Source organism: Pantoea sp. SM3640, from assembly GCF_015654165.1.
GTDB lineage: Bacteria > Pseudomonadota > Gammaproteobacteria > Enterobacterales > Enterobacteriaceae > Pantoea > Pantoea vagans.
In genome coordinates, this window is record NZ_CP064872.1 from 1,945,700 (window position 1) to 1,962,604 (window position 16,905).

Here is a 16,905-nt window from a genome sequence, read left to right on the forward strand (position 1 = left end):
AACAGGAGCGCACGCAGAGGCTTGTCACTTTTGCGCGGCAGGTTGTCACTATTGCGCGCGCGGCCCACAAGACGTGTCGGCAGACTGGTAAAAAACACAAGGAGAATCCTATGCTGACCCAACCTGCTGATAAATATCGCCCCTCCCCGCTGATTGAGCTGCCCGACCGCCAGTGGCCGTCGCGCCAGCTGACGCAGGCTCCGCGCTGGCTCTCCACCGATTTGCGTGATGGCAATCAGGCGCTGGCAGAGCCGATGGATCGGGAACGGAAAATGGCGTTCTGGGATCTGCTGCTGCGCTGCGGGTTCCGCGAGATTGAGGTTGCCTTTCCCTCGGCGTCGCAGACGGATTTCGATTTTGTTCGTGACCTGATTGAGCAACAGCGCATCCCGGAGGAGGTGACGTTGCAGGTGCTGACCCAGGCGCGCGAGGATCTGATTGCCCGCACGTTTGTGTCATTACAGGGTGTGCCGCGCGCTATTGTGCATCTCTATAACGCCACCGCGGCGCTGTTTCGCGAGCGGGTGTTTAAACAGAGCAAAGCGGAAATCGTGGCGCTGGCGACGGCGGGCGCACGGCAGATCCGCGCAGAATGTGAGGCGCAGCCGGAGACCCACTGGACCTTTGAATATTCGCCAGAGACCTTTTGCTTTACCGAGCCGGAGTTTGTGCTGGAGATCTGCGAGGCAGTGGCTGATGTCTGGCAGCCTGACGCGCAGCGACCGATGATCATTAACCTGCCCGCCACGGTGGAGGTGAACACCCCCAACGTCTATGCCGATCAGATTGAGTTTTTCTGCCGCCACTTCAGCCGTCGCGACGCCGTCTGCATCAGCGTACATCCGCACAATGATCGCGGCACCGGCGTCGCCTGTACAGAACTGGCGCTGCTGGCGGGCGCTGACCGGGTCGAAGGCTGCCTGTTTGGCAACGGCGAACGCACCGGCAATGTGGATCTGATAACGCTGGCGCTGAACCTCTATACCCAGGGCATTTCACCGCAGCTCGATTTCAGCCAGATGCATGAGGTGATTGAGGTCGTGACCCGCTGTAACCAGCTGCCGGTTCATCCGCGACATCCCTATGCAGGCGAACTGGTCTTCACCGCCTTCTCCGGCTCTCATCAGGATGCGATTAAAAAAGGATTCGCCATCCGTGCCGAACAGCAGGAGAAAGAGTGGCTGATGCCCTACCTGCCTTTGGATCCAGCCGACATTGGCTGCAGCTATGAGGCGGTGATCCGCGTGAACAGTCAGTCCGGAAAAAGCGGTGCCGCCTGGCTGCTGGAGCAGAATCACGGGTTGCAGATGCCGCGTGCGCTGCAGCAGGATTTCAGCCGCTGTGTTCAGCTGGAGACGGACCGGCACGGCGGCGAAATGACGCACTATGCACTGTGGCAGCTTTTCTGCCGCCAGTATGGCGTGACGCAGCCTGCGGTTGCATTGCAGCGGGCTGACAGTCAGAGTGACAGCGGCGGACAGACGCAGATCATCGCCAGCGTGCTGGTTCAGGACCGCTCGCTGACACTGACCGGCAGCGGCAACGGCTGGTTGTCGGCGGCGGTGAATGCCCTGCGCAGCGAGTTTGACCTGCAACTGACCATTGAGGACTATCATGAGCATACGCTGGGACGGCGTAGCGACAGCCGTTCTGTGGCCTATATCAGCTGCGTGGATGCCCGGGGTGTACGGGTCTGGGGAGTAAGTATCGACAACGATACGGCCCGCGCCGCGTTGCAGGCGCTGCTCAGCGTGGCAGGCCAGTTTCTGCAGGCGGGAAGTAGTCAGTGGGCGCAACGCCCAGCAGACGACGAAACATCGCACTAAACGCGCTGGGGCTTTCATAGCCCAGTTCCAGCGCCACCCGTAGCACGGAGTCGCCCTGCGCCAGCCGCGTCAGGGCGATTGCCAGGCGGGCACGTCGCACCCAGTCGCTGAACTGCAGTCCGGTTTCGCGCATGAAATGACGGGCCAGCGTGCGGCCCGAGACATTCATCTGAGCGCTGGCACGCTCCAGCGTCCAGCTTTCACCGGGCGTCTGCTGGATCTGCTCGCACAGCGACTGTAACCGCGGGCTGTCGGGCGTCGGCAGCGCAAACGGCAGCACATCCATGCCCCGAATCTCATCCAGAATCAACTCCATCACCCGCTCGGCCCGGCTCCCGGCACTGTACTGCTCCGGCAGGCTCAGCGCCGTGACAATCAGCTCGCGCAGCAGCGGCGAGATCTGCACCACCTGACAACTGGCGGGCAGATCGGCACGCGCCAGCGGATCGATAAACAGCGTACGCGCCGCTACGCTGCCGGTAATGTGCAGCGCATGGCGGGTAAACGCGGGCAGCCAGACGCCGCGACTCGGCGGCACTATCCAGCTGCCGAGCTCCGTCTCGACCCGCACCACGCCGCTCAGCGTGTGGATCAACTGGGCGCAGGCGTGATGATGCCAGGGTTCACTGGCACCGTGCAGGTAGTCGTGCGCCAGTGGCACCAGCGGGCGCGTGCTGAAGTCAAAATGCTGCTGACTCATTGCGCCTTCAGATAGCGGTAGATGACCGCCAGATCCTCTTCACCGAGTCCGGCGTCCACCGCCTGCTGCCAGATCTGAGCGATGTTCTCCAGCGCCGGCAGTGGCGTTTCAGCCGCATCCAGCGCCAGGCGGGCATCCTTCAGCGCCCAGATCAGATGCATCTGCGGCGTGTAGTCGTCGCTGGCGATCATCCCGAGCTTCATTTTCGCATACGGCGCGGCCAACGGACCGCCCTCCAGCACCTGCCAGAGATCGTCGGTGGAAAAGCCGAAATCCTCCGCCAGCCGGGTGCTCTCCGCCAGGCTCTGCATCATGCCGATCAGCCAGCTGTTGATGACCAGCTTCATCCGGGTGCTTTTGCCCGCCTCGCCCAGCCACTTGGTCCCTTTGCTGATGGCGGCAAACACCGCTTCTGCCGCCTCGGCACGGCTCTGATCGCCGCTGGCCAGCACCAGAATCTGTGCGTTTTCTGCGGGTGCTTTGGTGCCGGAAACGGGCGCGTCAATGAACAGCAGATCCGGTCGTTCCGCTGCGAAAAAGGCGATCAGCGCGTCGGTTTTTTCCACGCCGATGGTGCCCATCTGACAAAGCGTCGCACCCTGCTTAAATGCCGCTTTAGCCTGATGCAGCACCTGCTCTGTGGTGTCGCCGTCGGAGAGCATGGCGATGACCACATCGGCTTCACGCACCGCCTCTTCCGGTGAATCCGCCAGCTGCAATCCGGCGTCCAGCAAATCTTCGCCGCGCGCGCGGGTGCGGTTCCAGCCGTGTACGCGAAAGCCTTTTTTCAGCAGGTTGGCGGCAAATGCGTGCCCCATTGCGCCTAATCCCAGAACCGCCACTTCAGGTTGTTTCATGCTGACTCCCATAAGTTTGTGTCTGCATCCGTCAACGCTGGATGCCTTATTACTGCAAAAGATGGATTCCAGCCTGGCGGTAAACAGCGAAAAAATCCAGCGTGAAACGGTGTACCCCGACACCCCGAAGCCTTACCATATGCGGCAATTGTTCCACCTGGTTCATTTACGCTTCTTTTTTCAGGCCTCTGATAATGAAATTACTCTCTCTGCGTCAGGCGACGCTGCTGATGTTGCCTGCCATTTTGCCGCTGCCGCTGCTGGCGGCAGACAATGAAAATACCCTGGTCGTGACGGCCGCCCCGCCGGAAACGGGCCTTAACGAGCTTGATACCCCCGCCGCCCTGAGTGTGGTCAGCGGCGACGATATGCGTCAGGCGGCACCGCGCGTAAACCTGTCGGAAAACCTCAGCAGCGTGCCGGGTCTGCAGATCCAAAACAGACAGAACTACGCACAGGACCTGCAGCTGTCGATGCGCGGCTTTGGCTCCCGCTCCACCTATGGCGTGCGCGGTCTGCGCATCTATGTGGACGGAATTCCGGCCACCATGCCGGACGGCCAGGCGCAGACCTCCAACATTGATATCGGCTCGATTGATCATGTCGAGGTGCTGCGTGGCCCCTTTTCTGCGCTCTACGGCAATGCCTCGGGCGGCGTCATCAATGTGACCACTCAGCAGGGTCAGCAGCCAACCACGCTGGAAGCAGGCAGCTGGTACGGCAGTTACGGAAGCTGGCGCAACAGCGTCAAAGCCAGTGGCGCGACCGGTGACGGCACGCACGCCGGAGATGTGAATTACACCGTCTCCGCCTCCCGCTTTACCACCCATGGCTATCGCGATCACAGTTCTGCGCAGAAGAACCTCGGCAACGCCCGGCTTGGCGTTCGCATCGATGATGTCAGCACCCTGACGCTGCTGTTTAACAGCGTGCACATCGACGCTCAGGATCCCGGCGGCTTAACCGAGGCGCAGTGGCGTGACAATCCTCGCCAGGTGGTCAGCAACGTTACGCTCTACAACACCCGTAAAACGGTGGATCAGACCCAGGGCGGCCTGCGTTATCAGCGCCAGATGAGTGAAAACGATGACCTCAGCGTAATGCTCTATGCAGGAGTGCGCGAAACCACGCAGTTCCAGTCCATTCCCGCCACCGTGCAGCGCAATCCGTCTCATCCCGGTGGCGTGATCGCCCTGACCCGCCACTATCAGGGCGTCGATACCCGCTGGACCCACCGCGACACGCTGCTGTCGATGCCGGTGGCGGTGACCGGTGGACTCGACTACGAAACCATGACCGAGCGCCGCAAAGGCTATGAAAACTTCACGGTCAGCAACGGCGTCACACAGCTGGGCGAACAGGGCAATCTGCGCCGCAACGAGCGCAACCTGATGTGGACGCTCGATCCTTATGTGCAGACCAACTGGCAGCTCACCGATAAACTGTCGCTTGATGCAGGCGTGCGCTTCAGCACCGTCAACTTTGACTCTAATGACTTCTATATCCGGCCTGGTAACGGCGACGACAGCGGTGAGGCGCGCTATCACAAGTGGCTGCCCGCGGCGGCGCTGAAGTACGCCTTTGATCCCAGCTGGAACGCGTGGATCTCGGCCGGACGCGGCTTTGAAACTCCAACTATTAATGAGCTTTCATACCGTTCAGATGGCGCAACCGGCCTGAATCTGGGGCTGAAACCGGCCACCAGCGACACGCTGGAGATCGGCAGCAAAAAACGCATCGGCAACGGCCTGATCAGCGCGGCGCTGTTCCAGACCGATACCCGCGATGAGATTGTCGCGGATGCCAGCAGTGGCGGACGCACCACCTATAAAAATGCCGGTCAGACCCGTCGCCGCGGTCTGGAGTTAAGCCTGGACCAGCAGTTTGCCTGGGACTGGCGGCTGAAAATGGCCTATACGCTGCTGGATGCGCGCTATCGCAGCAACGCCTGTGGCAGCGACAGCTGCGACGGCAACCGCATTCCGGGCATCGCGCGGAACATGGTGTACGCCGGACTCGGCTATCTGCCGGAACAGGGCTTTTACGCAGGCAGTGAAGTGCGTTATCTGAGCCAGATCGCCGCTGAAGATCAGAACAACGTGAATACCCCGTCCTATACCGTGGCGGCGGTGAACAGTGGCTATAAGTGGCTGGTGGATAACTGGACGCTGGATCTGTTTGGCCGGGTCGATAACCTTTTTGACCGGCACTATGTGGGTTCAGTGATTGTGAATGAGAGCAATGGTCGCTACTTCGAATCTGCGCCAGGCCGCAACTACAGCGTCGGTGTGACGCTGGGTTACGCCTTCCGCTAAAACAATCCGGGCCACCCTTGCGGTGGCCCGGATATCTCATATCAGGCGCGGGATTTCAGCTGTGTCACAATATCCTCACAGCTGCCGGTTTCACCCAGGCGCGGGAAGATCAACTTCACACTATTGTTGTGCGTATCCATATTGAGATCGGTCATCGCATCGGTCGCCAGCGTGACGTTGTAACCTAATTCATACGCCTGACGTGCCGTTGACTCCACGCCGATGCTGGTCGCGATACCGCAGATCACCACCTGAGTAATGCCGCGCTTTTGCAGTTCCTCATGCAGTGACGTGTTATGAAACGCCCCCCAGGTTTTCTTAGTGACGGTGAGATCATTCTGCTGCGGCGTCATCGCAGGAACCAGCGTGGCCCAGTCGGCAGGCAGGTCGCCGCTGTGACGCGCCTGCTCGTTACGGCCAGGTGCCCCTCCGGCCACGTTAACCAGCACCACCGGCAGGTCGTGCGCGCGAAATGCCTCGGCCAGCCCGGCACAGCGTTCGATCACCGGCTGCGGTTCATGGACCAGCGGCAGCGCTACGATGCCGTGTTGCAGGTCGATAACAATCAGCGCAGTTTTTGCATCAAGTGTGGTTACAGCCATGTTGGATCCTCGGGTTTAATAATCAGTGAGTCGTTGCAGCAGAGGGAGAACGTCGGTCAGTTGCTGCTGCTCTGCCGGGCTGAGCCGCGCGTCGAGCGTCCGGACCAGCCAGTCATCGCGCATTGCGCGACTCGACGTAATCACCGCCAGACTCGACGCGGTGGGCAGATAGCGGGTTTTACGACCATCATGGGGATCGGGCTCGCCCGTGATTAATTCTGCCGCCACTAATCCGGCGACGGTCGTCCCCATCGACTGGGTGCGTACACCCTCGGCGGCGGCCAGTTGCGTTACCGTCATCGCCCCATCCCGCACCAGATGCCCCAGCACCGCCACCTGCGACCAGGTGAGTTCGCCAGGCGGTGCCGACTCGCGCAGCCGGCGGCCCAGCTTGCCCACCAGCATGCGCAGCGTGGCAGCAGATTCAGTCAGATCGCGCATTTCCCGTCTCCATCGATAAGCGAAAGTATAAAGATACGAAGGTAAACTGTGTAGTTTGCTCCGGTATCAATTTGTAACGTCCGGGCGCTGCAGATAGTGAATCAGGCTGTGAAAGCGCAGCGGCGTGCTGAGCGGGTTGCGGTAGCTGTGCGGCACGTCGGCACGGAACTGAAACGCCTCGCCTTTTAGCAGACGCCGCCAGCGATCGTTGACCCCCAGCAGCAGTTCACCCTCGATAACCACCACCTGCTCCACGCAGCCCGCTTCATGGGGCGAGGAATGGCTCTGCGCGCCCGCGGCCAGCTCCACCGCCAGCAGATCAAACCGCAGTTGCGGATCGTAAGGCAGCACGGAGCGCACCGACATGTCAGCGTTGGGCTGACTGAAACCGGGTAGGGTGCCGGAAGGTAACGCGCTCCCGTCGATAAAAAAGGAAAAGGGAACGTTGAACCCGGTAGCAATCTTCCACAGCGTCGCCACCGTGGGACTGGATTCACCCCGCTCAATCTGCCCCAGCATCGCTTTACTGACGCCGGTGCGCTCCGCCGTCAGCGTCAGGCTCCAGCCGTTGGCCTGGCGCAACTGTCTGAGCGCACCGCTCAGGTGTTGCTGAAAATCTGCCATTTTTTCTCCTGAGTTCTCGTCACCCTGGCAGGTGACGTTATGCCGACAGTGTAACACTTGTGCGTTATAGCGCACTATGCGAACATGTGCGCTATAACGCACAACCTCATGAAGAGTCTGACCATGACGAGAGCCGAACCGTCCCGTTTTACCCTGCCGATGCTGGTCTCCGGCTTTGTTGCTGTGCTGGTGGGCTACAGCAGCAGCGGCGCGATTATTTATCAGATGTTTCAGGCGGCGGGTGCCACGCCCGCGCAGATTGGCGGCTGGCTCTCGGTACTGGGACTCGCGCAAGGGATCGTCTCGCTGGGCCTTTCACTGCGCTACCGTATGCCGGTGCTGGCCGCCTGGTCCACGCCGGGTGCCGCGCTGCTGGCAACCAGCTTTCACGGCGTTTCGCTGAATGAAGCGGTGGGCGTGTTTGTTTTTGCCAACCTGCTGATTGTGGTGTGCGGCGTCACCGGCCTGTTTGCCCGGCTGATGAACCACATTCCCGCCTCGCTGGCGGCGGCGATGCTGGCGGGAATTCTGCTGCGCTTCGGGCTACAGACCTTTGCCGATTTACAGAGCAACGTTGTGCTGTGTGGCAGCATGTGCCTCGCCTGGCTGCTGGCCCGTCGCTGGCTGGCACGCTATGCCATTCTGGTGACGCTGATGGTGGGGATTGCCGTGGCAATGGCCCAGCATGCCATCCACTTTCCGCCGCAGTCGATGATGCTGGCGCTGCCGGAGCCGGTAATGCCGCACTTTACCCTGACCACGCTGCTGGGAATCGGCGTGCCCTATTTCCTGGTGACCATGGCGTCGCAGAATGCCCCCGGCATCGCGACGTTACAGGCACACGGCTACCGTCCGCCGGTCTCTTCTCTGATGAGCTGGACCGGTGTTACGGCACTGCTGTTGTCGCCGTTTGGCGGCTTTTCGGTCTGCGTGGCGGCGATTACGGCGGCGATCTGCATGAGCGATGAGGTCGATGCAGATCCTCAGCAACGCTGGCGTGCCGCAGCGCTCGCCGGGGTCTTTTATCTGCTGGCGGGCGCGTCCGGTGCGCTGATCGCCGTGCTGTTCAGTGCCCTGCCCGCCGTGCTGATTGAGGCGCTGGCGGGTCTGGCTCTGCTGGCCACGCTGGGCGGCAGCCTGCATCGCGCACTCGATGTGCCTGCCGAACGCGACAGCGCACTGATCACGTTTCTGATCACCGCATCAGGCGTCTCTTTACTTGGCATTGGCCCTGCCTTCTGGGGACTGATAGGTGGCGTTATCGCTCACCTGTTGCTGGTGCGTAAAACCGCCTGATTGCGTGATAGCTGCTGAAATATCGGTTATTTTTCCGCCCGCCGGTGAAAAAAACACTGGATTTAGCTCCTTTTCTGCCGTTTGATTTGTCATTGCCCCGCGTAAAATCAACCTAATCGTCGATAACACGCGATTTTCTGCCTCAGACAACGACCGATAAGGGCCCAACAGGTGGCAAAAACTTTTCTGCGCAGCGGTAATTTAGATGCAGTTCTGGCGTTAGGTGAAAATGGCCAGCCGGTCTACGCCTCAGCACTGCAAATTCGTGAAACCCTGCGCCTGCGCCGTCAGGGCGCACTGGCAGATTGCCTGGCCATTCCTCAGGCCAATGAACGGGGCGATCGCCTCGACTGGTATGCCCCTTTCAGCGGCCGGGTAAAATCCTGGCTGGGCGCCAGCGATCATGAACGTCGGGCGGCGCTGCAGCAGCTCACCGCCTGCCAGCAGGATATGCAGGATCTCAGTACGCGCGCACGCGCGGCAGAGAACCCGTCGATGCGGCTGTTTGGTGCGCTGCTGAGCAAAACCCTGCAATTTCCCGACCAGCAGTATGTTTATCTGGTTGATGGCAAACCGGTCATTACCTTCTGGGGTTTTGTCGATGCCCAGGCACGCAGCCGCGACGATGCGCTGGCCTGCCTGCGTGACACGCTGGAGGAGAATCTGCCGGTGGCGCTGGCTGAACCACTGCCAGAGCTGCCTGCCGCACCTGTTGCCGCCGAGCCGGTCATCGTCGCTGAGCCTGAACCTGCACCTGAAGAGGAGCCGCTGCCGGTCGCGGCAGCCGCTGAACCTGAGCCTGAGCCTGTTGCACCCGTGGCGGCTCGCCGCCGTTTCCGCGTCTGGTATCTGTTACCGCCGGTGGCGATTGCTGCCGCCGTAACGGTGGCCGTGCTGCTGCATCGTCCTGAGCCTGTCGCCACGCCAGTGGCATCAACGAAGCCAGCAGCAGCCCCTGCGACTTCCGCTCCCGCCGCGGTTTCCACCCCAACACCGGCGGCGGCCACACCTGTTGCTACACCGTCAGCGACGACACCGGCGGAGACAGCCACAGCCGAGAAACAACCGGAGTCGCAGCCGCAAAAACCAGCCAGCGCTGGCACGACCGAAGCCTCACCTGCCGCTTCATCTGCTACCCTTGCCAGTGTGGTGACCCCGCCGGTTCCGGCTAAACCTGATGATTTGATTGTCACGCCGGACGCCGTGCGCGAAGGCCAGGTGCAGGTGATTGATGGCCGCTGGCGTGTCACTATCGACCAGATGCCGACGCCAACCGGTAAACCGCCGGTGATGCGCTTCCAGTTTAAAAATGGTAAAGGCAGCGTGCAGGTCGCGCAGGGTAATACCAGCTGTAAAGCGGATGTCAGCGCCGCTATGACCAGCGCCGGTAACCTGGTGATTGAGAGCCGCTACACGGCGAAGTGCCAGAACAATTCGCGCTACCGTATGCCACTGCTGGTCTGCCATGCGAGTATGGGCGCCGCCGTGTGTGAAGCACAGTATGCTGAAGACCGGGTCTTCCCGATGACGATTAAGCGTGAGAGTAAATAACGATGCTGGCTCCCCTGATCGATGACAAACAAAAAATTTCGCTGATTGAAAACAGCGGTGTGCAGTTTCTGGATTTTGGCCTGCAACTCTCAGCTACCCAGGCGCGCCGTCAGTTTGTGCGCCAGACCGCTAACGGCCCGCTGCTGCGCCTGAACGTCGATGGCAACAGCGGTAAATTCATGCTCTACCCGGAAGATGGGGGTGCTGCTGAAGTGGTGCGCCCGGAGTCCGATATCGCCCTGGCGGACTCGCTCACTCTGCTGGCTGCCTGCTGGCTGCCGCTGCCGATGCTGCGCTGCGCCAGCGGCCGTCGTTTTATCGGCGGCCCGGAAAACTGGGCGCGGATGCGTCTGGTGGCCCTGCCCGCGCCCGATGCGGCAGGCAATACCCATCGCGTCACCCTGGCCTTTGATACCCGCTGCGTGGCGGAACAGGATGGCGGCGAACAGCTCGGCCTCAGCGCCGCGGATGCACAGAACGGCGTGACCTTTGCGCTGGCCTGGCACAACTACGAGCTGGGTGATTTTCTTGACCTGACCTGGGTTGACGGCTGGCTGCGTGAATCCTTTACCGACCGCGTTTCCGATCGCCGCGAACAGGCGATTAATCAGGCTCTGCGCGAATTTGAATATCAGGCGCACTACCTCAATCTGCTTGAGCTGCTGGGCGAGCAGCTCGACCTCAGCGAGATCCACATCCAGGCCGCCACGCTGCAGACTCCGGCGGTCAACGTCGATATCATTCTGGATGTCGGCAACTCCCATACCTGCGGCATTCTGGTGGAAGATCATCCGGAAGAGAGCAACGGCCTGAAGCAGACCTATGAGCTGCAGTTGCGCGATCTCTCACAGCCGCATCAGGTTTACAACGAGCTGTTTGACAGCCGTCTGGAGTTTGCTGAGACGCGTTTCGGCAAAGCGAACTTCTCGCTGGAGAGCGGGCGTGAGCAGGCCTTTATGTGGCCTTCCCTGACGCGCGTCGGACGCGAAGCGAGCCGTCTGGCCCTGCAGCGTGTGGGTCTGGAAGGCAGCACCGGCCTCTCCAGCCCGCGCCGTTATCTGTGGGATGAAGCCCGTTATCAGCCAGGCTGGCGTTTTAACACGCCTGGCGATCAGGCTGAACCCCTGGCCTATGCCGCCCCCTTTACCACCCTGCTGAACGACGAAGGCCAGCCGCTCTCTTCGCTGGCACCCGACGATCGTCTGCCGGTCTTTTCACCGCATTACAGCCGCAGTTCGCTGATGACCTTTATGCTGTGTGAGTTGCTGGCGCAGGCGCTGATGCAGATGAACAGCGCAGCACAGCGTCAGCGTATGCCGCAGAGCCACGCGCCGCGTCAGCTGCGCCATGTGATCCTGACGCTGCCGTCAGCAATGCCGAAGCCGGAGCGCGAAATTTTCCGCCGCCGGATGCAGGAAGCGCTGGCGCTGGTCTGGAAAGCCGAGGGCTGGCTGGCAGACGGCGATGATCTGTCGCCTTCGCTGCCGCGTCAGAACCCGAAACCGCTGCCGGATGTGCAGATGGAGTGGGATGAAGCGACCTGTGGCCAGATGGTCTGGCTGTTCAATGAAACCCAGGTCAACTTTGCCGGTCGCGCCGAAGACTTTTTCAGCAGCATGGCCCGTCCCGATCGTCCGCGCGAGGCCGACGAACTGCCAGGCAAAAGCCTGCGGATCGCCTCGATTGATATCGGCGGCGGCACCACCGACCTCGCCATCACGCAGTATCGTCTGGATGATGGTCAGGGTAACAACGTCAAAATCACCCCGCGCCTGCTGTTCCGTGAAGGCTTTAAAGTGGCGGGCGACGACATTCTGCTGGATGTGATTCAGCTGTGGATCTTACCGGCGCTGCAGCAGCATCTGCAGAGAGCAGGCCTGACCCTGGCGGAACCGCTGATGAACAAGCTGTTCGGTCACGACAGTCGTATGGACGGTCAGGCGACGCTGCGTCAGCAGGTCACCTTACAGCTGTTTATTCCGCTGGCGCAGGCGGTGCTGGAGCGTTACGAAAACTGGGATCCGCTGGAGAGCCATGCGGAGATCAACGCGCTGTTTGGCGAGCTGGTCGATCAGCCACCGGGCGAGGCGGTGCTGGCGTTTGTTAACGGTGAAATTCAGCGCGAACTGGGCGGTAACAGCCGCTTTGACCTGCTGCAGGTGCCGCTGGTGGTGAGCCTGTCGCAGCTGCACGGCGAATTTATGCAGCACCGCATGGCGATTATTCCGGCGCTGCGCTCCATGTGTGAAGTGGTGTCGCTCTATCAGTGCGATGTGCTGTTGCTGACCGGTCGTCCGTCGCGCTTCCCGGGTATTCAGGCGCTGGTGCGCCATCTGCAGCCGCTGCCGGGCAGCCGTATTCTGTCGCTGGAGGGCTACCACACCAGCGACTGGTATCCGTTTAACAAACATGGCCGCATCGATAACCCGAAATCCACTGCAGCGGTCGGCGCGATGCTTTGCCTGCTGGCGCTGGACCTGCGGCTCAGCAGCTTCTGGTTCCGTGCCGGGGATTTTGAACCCTATTCGACCATTCGCTACCTTGGCATGCTCGATGAAAACCAGGCGCTGACGGACGAGAACCTCTGCTACAGCGAAATTGACCTCGACGATCCCGGCTATGCGCTGGATAAAAAAAGCAGTTTCCGTATTCGCGGCAACGTCTGTCTCGGTTTCCGTCAGCTGGATAACGAACGCTGGCCCGCCTCGCCGCTCTACAGCCTGACGCTGAACGACGCCACGCTGGCGCGCAAAGTAGCCGGTGAAAGCGTGCTGCGCATCCGTCTGGCCGTCAAAGCCGGTCCCGACGCCGCCGGCCCGGAAAGTCTGGTGCTGAGCGATGCGCGCCTGGACGATGGCACCCGCGTGCCGCTGGAGCAGTTAAGTCTGAAGCTGAATACCCTGTCGGCGACCGGCAATGCCAATGCGCAATACTGGATTGACAGCGGGAGCGTATGTAAACGATGAAAGCGTTAAAACCCCGTCAGCCACAAACGCTGGCAAAACGTCTCAGCCTGTTGCAGGACGCATTGAATAACAGCCTGAACTGGATTGAGACCACCCGTGAGCAGTCGCCGCGTCTGGCGCTGGAAGCAGAAACCCTGACGCTGCAACTGCGCCAGGCGCGCGTGCAGACTCAGGCGCTGGCACAGCAGGTGGCGCGTCCGGTCACGCTGGCGCTGTTTGGTCAGTCCCAGGCGGGTAAAGCCTGGCTGCTGAACGAAATGGTGGCCGATGCCCAGGGCCAGTTAGTGACCCGGATGGGCGATAAACAGCTGAGCTGGTTCCAGCATATCAATCCCGGCAACCTCGATTTTGCGACCGCCACCCGCTTCAGCCATCAGCGCGAACCGCTGTCAGGCGAATGGCCGGTTGAACTGACGCTGCTGAGCGAAGCGGAACTGGTGCGGCTGATGGTCGCCTGTGCCAGAGCGTCCACGCCCGACACCGCACAGATCGACAGCACACTGCAGCGCCTGCAGCGTCATCGCCTCACCACGCCGCTGGCCGGTCTGGAAGGCGACGCGCTGGTCACCCTCTGGTCCTGGAGCCGCCGTCGCCCGCACCACGATGCGCGGCTGGATCGCCATTTCTGGCCGCAGGCCGTTGAGCTGGCGCCCTGGCTCAGCGTTGACGATCGGGTACAGCTCTTTTCATTGCTGTGGCCTGCTCAGCCTGCCCTGAATGAAATGCTGCGCACCCTGCTGCACCTGCGTCATCAGCTGCGTAACAGCAGCCGGGTGCTCGCCCCGCTGAGCCTGCTGACCGACGCATCACTGCTGCCCGCCGAGCAGCTGATTGTGCCGGCCAGTGAACAGGATCAGCAGCAGTCAGTGGAAGTCTGCCCGATGAACGGTAATCGCATCGGCAAGGCGCAGAACGTGCCGCTGGGATTACTGGCGCTGCTGACGCTGGAGGTGCTGGTCCCGCTGAGTTCTACTCCGCGAACCGCGCTTTATGATGATGCCGATATGCTGGAGCTGCCCGCGCCGGGTCAGTCCAGTGATGCGGCAACGCAGGAAGATCGCCAGCGCCTGCAGCAGCAGGATCCGCTGCGTGCTCAGCTGCTGGAACAGAAACGCGCCCTGCTGCCTGGCTTTTACGCCGCGCGGCAGGCGATTGATCTGCTGCTGGTCTGCACCGCAGCCAGCCACCGTCAGGATGCCGATCTTGCCAGCGAAACACTGCGCGAATGGCAGCGTCACCAGCCTGCCCAGGAATCCGCAGAGAAACCGCGTCTGATCTGGGCGATTACCCCGTTCGATGCCCGTCATCAGCAGGTCAACGTAGATGAGGCGGTTCAGCGTCAGATGGGACAGCCCGGTCAGCACTGGGGATCGATGCTGGCGCTGGATCGCGCAGGCGTCGACCGCATGGCGAGCTGGTTGCTGGAGGAGATGCAGCCGGAAGCCCGCCGCGACATGCTGCTGGCTCAGCTGGCACAGATTCAGCACACCGTGGTAGAGCGACGTCTGCTGCCCTGGACCGAAGCGGGTGCCAGCCCGGAGCAGGCGGCACGCAAACAGAATATCGCCGACACGCTGCTGAAGTGTTTACAGCATCGCACCGGCCTGCATGGTGAACTGCTGGAGCGCCTGCAGCCGCCGCGTGAAGCGCTGCGCCAGCTCTGGCTCAATCAGTCAGCCCTGCCAGGCAGCAAGCCGGCCACGATACAGGCACCGGAAAATCAGTTTGGTATCGGCTTTGAATTTGACCTGTTCAGCGAGAGTCCGGCGGAAGCGCCGGTTCAGCCGCGTCAGAGTCTGCAGAGCACCCAGCAGTATCCCCGTCAGGTACTGCTGCTGTGGCTGGATCATCTGCGTCAGCTGCCGGAAAACCGCAGCCTGCTGGCGTTGCTGAATGTGGACAAGGCGACGATGGAGTGGCTGGTTGAAGAGTTAATTACAGCCGGTTTCCGCACCGATATCGCACAGAAACTGCAGCAGGCGCTGCATGAGCCGGATACCCAGAGCGTCAGCCATGAATCCCGCGCCGATCGTCAGGTGACGCGGGCGATGACGGTGCTGGGGGATTTTGTGGCCTGGCTCGGCTTCTTACAGCGGCCTGAATCGGAACGCCCTGCCAGCCGGGTTAACCGGGGTCAGGCGATTTTCTCCCGTCCGCCGGCACCCAGCGTCAGCTTCAGTGCCGGTCAGCGCCTGACCAAGCTCTCTGCTGCGCCGGCCAACCACACCGCCTACTATATCTACGACTGGCTGGTGGGGCTGAATCAGGTGATCATTGAGAACAATGGTTACACCGGCGGCGGCGACCTGCCGCTGGCGGCCCGCGAAGCGCTGATTGCGCTCCTTAAGCCCCTGCGCACTTAATCGATAATCAGGCGCAGTTCGCCCTCCAGCGACTGCGCCGCTTCTTCCAGCAGCGCCAGCACCGGCGCTAAATCGGCCTGATGCGCAGCATAGTGCTGCAGCCACATCGTGGCAGGCAGCGCCATTCCGCCCGTCAGCCAGTCCCACAACGCATCCAGATTATGTCCGAAGCTCTGCGGGCAGCCGCTCTGCTCAGCAAACTGCTGATAAAAGGCCGCGCGCGTGGTGAGCTGACGCAGATCAAAGGTCAGGTTAAGCATGATCAGGGCACCTGTCTGAAGCTGCGGTAGTGATCGGTGGAGAGAAATACCAGCCCGTCAGAGGAGTAAACCAGGCGATCGGCGTCGCGGTGACCGCAGCGATAATTCACATCCGCTTCATACCACTGACGGCCTGCACGCGCGGGCAGTCGCTTTTCACGGTTGGTAAAGCGATCGCCGCCGATAGCTCTGCCCGGCAGCACCTCGCACAGATTGCCTTTAGCCGGATTCCAGCCACGCTTACGCGCATCACTTTTAGTGAGGTAGTAGTCCGGCAATTGCTGATGCTGCAGCACCCAGCGCGCCACGGTATGGGCGTCAGTCAGGGTGGCGATATCCGCCTGCGCAGGGGCTGAAACGGTATTCAGATAAGGTTTAAGGCCGTAGAAACAGGCCGCGAGGACAAGAAAAAGTCCAATCCAGAGTTTTTTTGACATGATGGCATCCGTGACGACAGGATGCAGATGATACCAGTTTTGCGCCCGGAGAAAAGCGCGGGCCAGACAAGCTGGCCCTGGCGAGGTTATGCGGCGTGCGATTCCCCGCTGTGCCGACGCCATGCACCCGGCGCGACACCATACTGACGTTTGAAGCTGCGGTTAAAAGATTGCTGAGAGTCGAAGCCTAATGAGATCGCCACATTGAGAATCGGTTCATCGGTGCTGGTCAGACGATCGGCTGATTTCTTCAGTTTCTTAACCCGGATGTATTCACCCAGTGGGTAGCCGGTATGTTCTTTGAACATACGCTGCAGGTGCCATTTAGAGTAACCGGCGCGTTCTGAAACCGTATCCAGGTCCAGACGTGCTTCAATGTTGTTATCAATCCAGTCGATTAAATCATGAATAAAGGCGTCACTCATCATTCCAGTCTCTCCCGTCGCTGTAGCGAAAAGTATTAGTATCAGTTGCAGTTACACTTAAGGGTGGCTGACTATGCCATTTAATGCAAGTTTTATTAGTACATTAAATGCCGCACTGTTTGTAGGGTTTTAACGCAACTGGTCAGGCTTTCAACGCTCTGTCCAAAACCGCACATAAAGTGTATCTGTTATTCTTGCAGTTGCCCGCGACGCAAGCCTACACTCCCTGCGATTAATTGCAA

14 protein-coding genes are annotated in these 16,905 nt (G+C 60.7%); 6 read left to right on the forward strand and 8 right to left on the reverse strand.

Annotation, left to right across the window (positions count from 1 at the left end; translation table 11 throughout):
• Positions 1 to 110 precede the first annotated feature (110 nt).
• The gene (gene leuA, locus IV493_RS09005; protein WP_195858119.1) at positions 111 to 1,826 is read left to right on the forward strand and encodes a 2-isopropylmalate synthase; all 1,716 of its coding nucleotides are present in this window, start codon (positions 111 to 113) and stop codon (positions 1,824 to 1,826) included.
• On the opposite strand, the gene IV493_RS09010 is transcribed toward leuA, so the two are convergent.
• Positions 1,747 to 2,526 (reverse strand): helix-turn-helix transcriptional regulator, encoded by a 780-nt coding sequence (locus tag IV493_RS09010; protein WP_147789252.1) that lies wholly within the window; start codon positions 2,524 to 2,526, stop codon positions 1,747 to 1,749. The genes leuA and IV493_RS09010 overlap by 80 nt on opposite strands.
• Positions 2,523 to 3,383, reverse strand: a complete 861-nt coding sequence (locus tag IV493_RS09015; RefSeq protein ID WP_230299999.1) for an NAD(P)-dependent oxidoreductase — start codon at positions 3,381 to 3,383, stop codon at positions 2,523 to 2,525. Before IV493_RS09015 ends, IV493_RS09010 begins: the two co-directional genes overlap by 4 nt.
• Positions 3,384 to 3,577: 194 nt before the next feature.
• On the opposite strand from IV493_RS09015, the gene pqqU reads away from it, so the two are divergent.
• Positions 3,578 to 5,698, forward strand: a complete 2,121-nt coding sequence (gene pqqU, locus IV493_RS09020) for a TonB-dependent receptor PqqU (RefSeq protein WP_195858121.1) — start codon at positions 3,578 to 3,580, stop codon at positions 5,696 to 5,698.
• 41 nt (positions 5,699 to 5,739) lie between these two features.
• Here the strand turns inward: pqqU and IV493_RS09025 are convergent, their stop codons facing one another.
• The 3 genes from IV493_RS09025 to IV493_RS09035 form a co-directional block, all read right to left on the reverse strand.
• Positions 5,740 to 6,300 (reverse strand): isochorismatase family protein, encoded by a 561-nt coding sequence (locus IV493_RS09025; RefSeq protein WP_033783038.1) that lies wholly within the window; start codon positions 6,298 to 6,300, stop codon positions 5,740 to 5,742.
• A gap of 15 nt (positions 6,301 to 6,315) precedes the next feature.
• A complete protein-coding gene (locus IV493_RS09030) occupies positions 6,316 to 6,741 on the reverse strand; it encodes a MarR family winged helix-turn-helix transcriptional regulator (RefSeq protein WP_013357804.1) in 426 nt (141 codons plus the stop codon).
• A 66-nt stretch (positions 6,742 to 6,807) separates the two neighbouring features.
• A complete protein-coding gene (locus IV493_RS09035) occupies positions 6,808 to 7,365 on the reverse strand; it encodes a helix-turn-helix domain-containing protein (protein ID WP_195858122.1) in 558 nt (185 codons plus the stop codon).
• Positions 7,366 to 7,488: 123 nt separating this feature from the next.
• Here IV493_RS09035 and IV493_RS09040 point away from each other — a divergent pair, with 123 nt between their 5' ends.
• From IV493_RS09040 to IV493_RS09055, 4 genes are all read left to right on the forward strand, one after another.
• Positions 7,489 to 8,661 carry a benzoate/H(+) symporter BenE family transporter gene (locus tag IV493_RS09040; RefSeq protein ID WP_095707233.1) on the forward strand — a complete coding sequence of 391 codons (1,173 nt, stop codon included), beginning with the start codon at positions 7,489 to 7,491 and terminating at the stop codon, positions 8,659 to 8,661.
• Positions 8,662 to 8,832: 171 nt separating this feature from the next.
• The gene (locus tag IV493_RS09045) at positions 8,833 to 10,212 is read left to right on the forward strand and encodes an SrfA family protein (RefSeq protein ID WP_195858123.1); all 1,380 of its coding nucleotides are present in this window, start codon (positions 8,833 to 8,835) and stop codon (positions 10,210 to 10,212) included.
• A gap of 2 nt (positions 10,213 to 10,214) precedes the next feature.
• Complete coding sequence (locus tag IV493_RS09050; RefSeq protein WP_195858124.1) at positions 10,215 to 13,178, forward strand: virulence factor SrfB; 2,964 nt, start codon at positions 10,215 to 10,217, stop codon at positions 13,176 to 13,178.
• Positions 13,175 to 15,541 (forward strand): virulence factor SrfC family protein, encoded by a 2,367-nt coding sequence (locus tag IV493_RS09055; protein WP_195858125.1) that lies wholly within the window; start codon positions 13,175 to 13,177, stop codon positions 15,539 to 15,541. Before IV493_RS09050 ends, IV493_RS09055 begins: the two co-directional genes overlap by 4 nt.
• On the opposite strand, the gene IV493_RS09060 is transcribed toward IV493_RS09055, so the two are convergent.
• The 3 genes from IV493_RS09060 to IV493_RS09070 all read right to left on the reverse strand — a co-directional run bounded on the left by IV493_RS09060 (position 15,538) and on the right by IV493_RS09070 (position 16,666).
• Positions 15,538 to 15,801: a barstar family protein gene (locus IV493_RS09060; protein WP_013357798.1), complete on the reverse strand. Its 264-nt coding sequence runs from the start codon at positions 15,799 to 15,801 to the stop codon at positions 15,538 to 15,540. The genes IV493_RS09055 and IV493_RS09060 overlap by 4 nt on opposite strands.
• 2 nt (positions 15,802 to 15,803) lie before the next feature.
• The gene (locus tag IV493_RS09065) at positions 15,804 to 16,238 is read right to left on the reverse strand and encodes a ribonuclease domain-containing protein (RefSeq protein ID WP_195858126.1); all 435 of its coding nucleotides are present in this window, start codon (positions 16,236 to 16,238) and stop codon (positions 15,804 to 15,806) included.
• Between the two features lie 86 nt (positions 16,239 to 16,324).
• Positions 16,325 to 16,666 carry a helix-turn-helix domain-containing protein gene (locus IV493_RS09070; RefSeq protein ID WP_013357796.1) on the reverse strand — a complete coding sequence of 114 codons (342 nt, stop codon included), beginning with the start codon at positions 16,664 to 16,666 and terminating at the stop codon, positions 16,325 to 16,327.
• Positions 16,667 to 16,905: the final 239 nt, after the last annotated feature.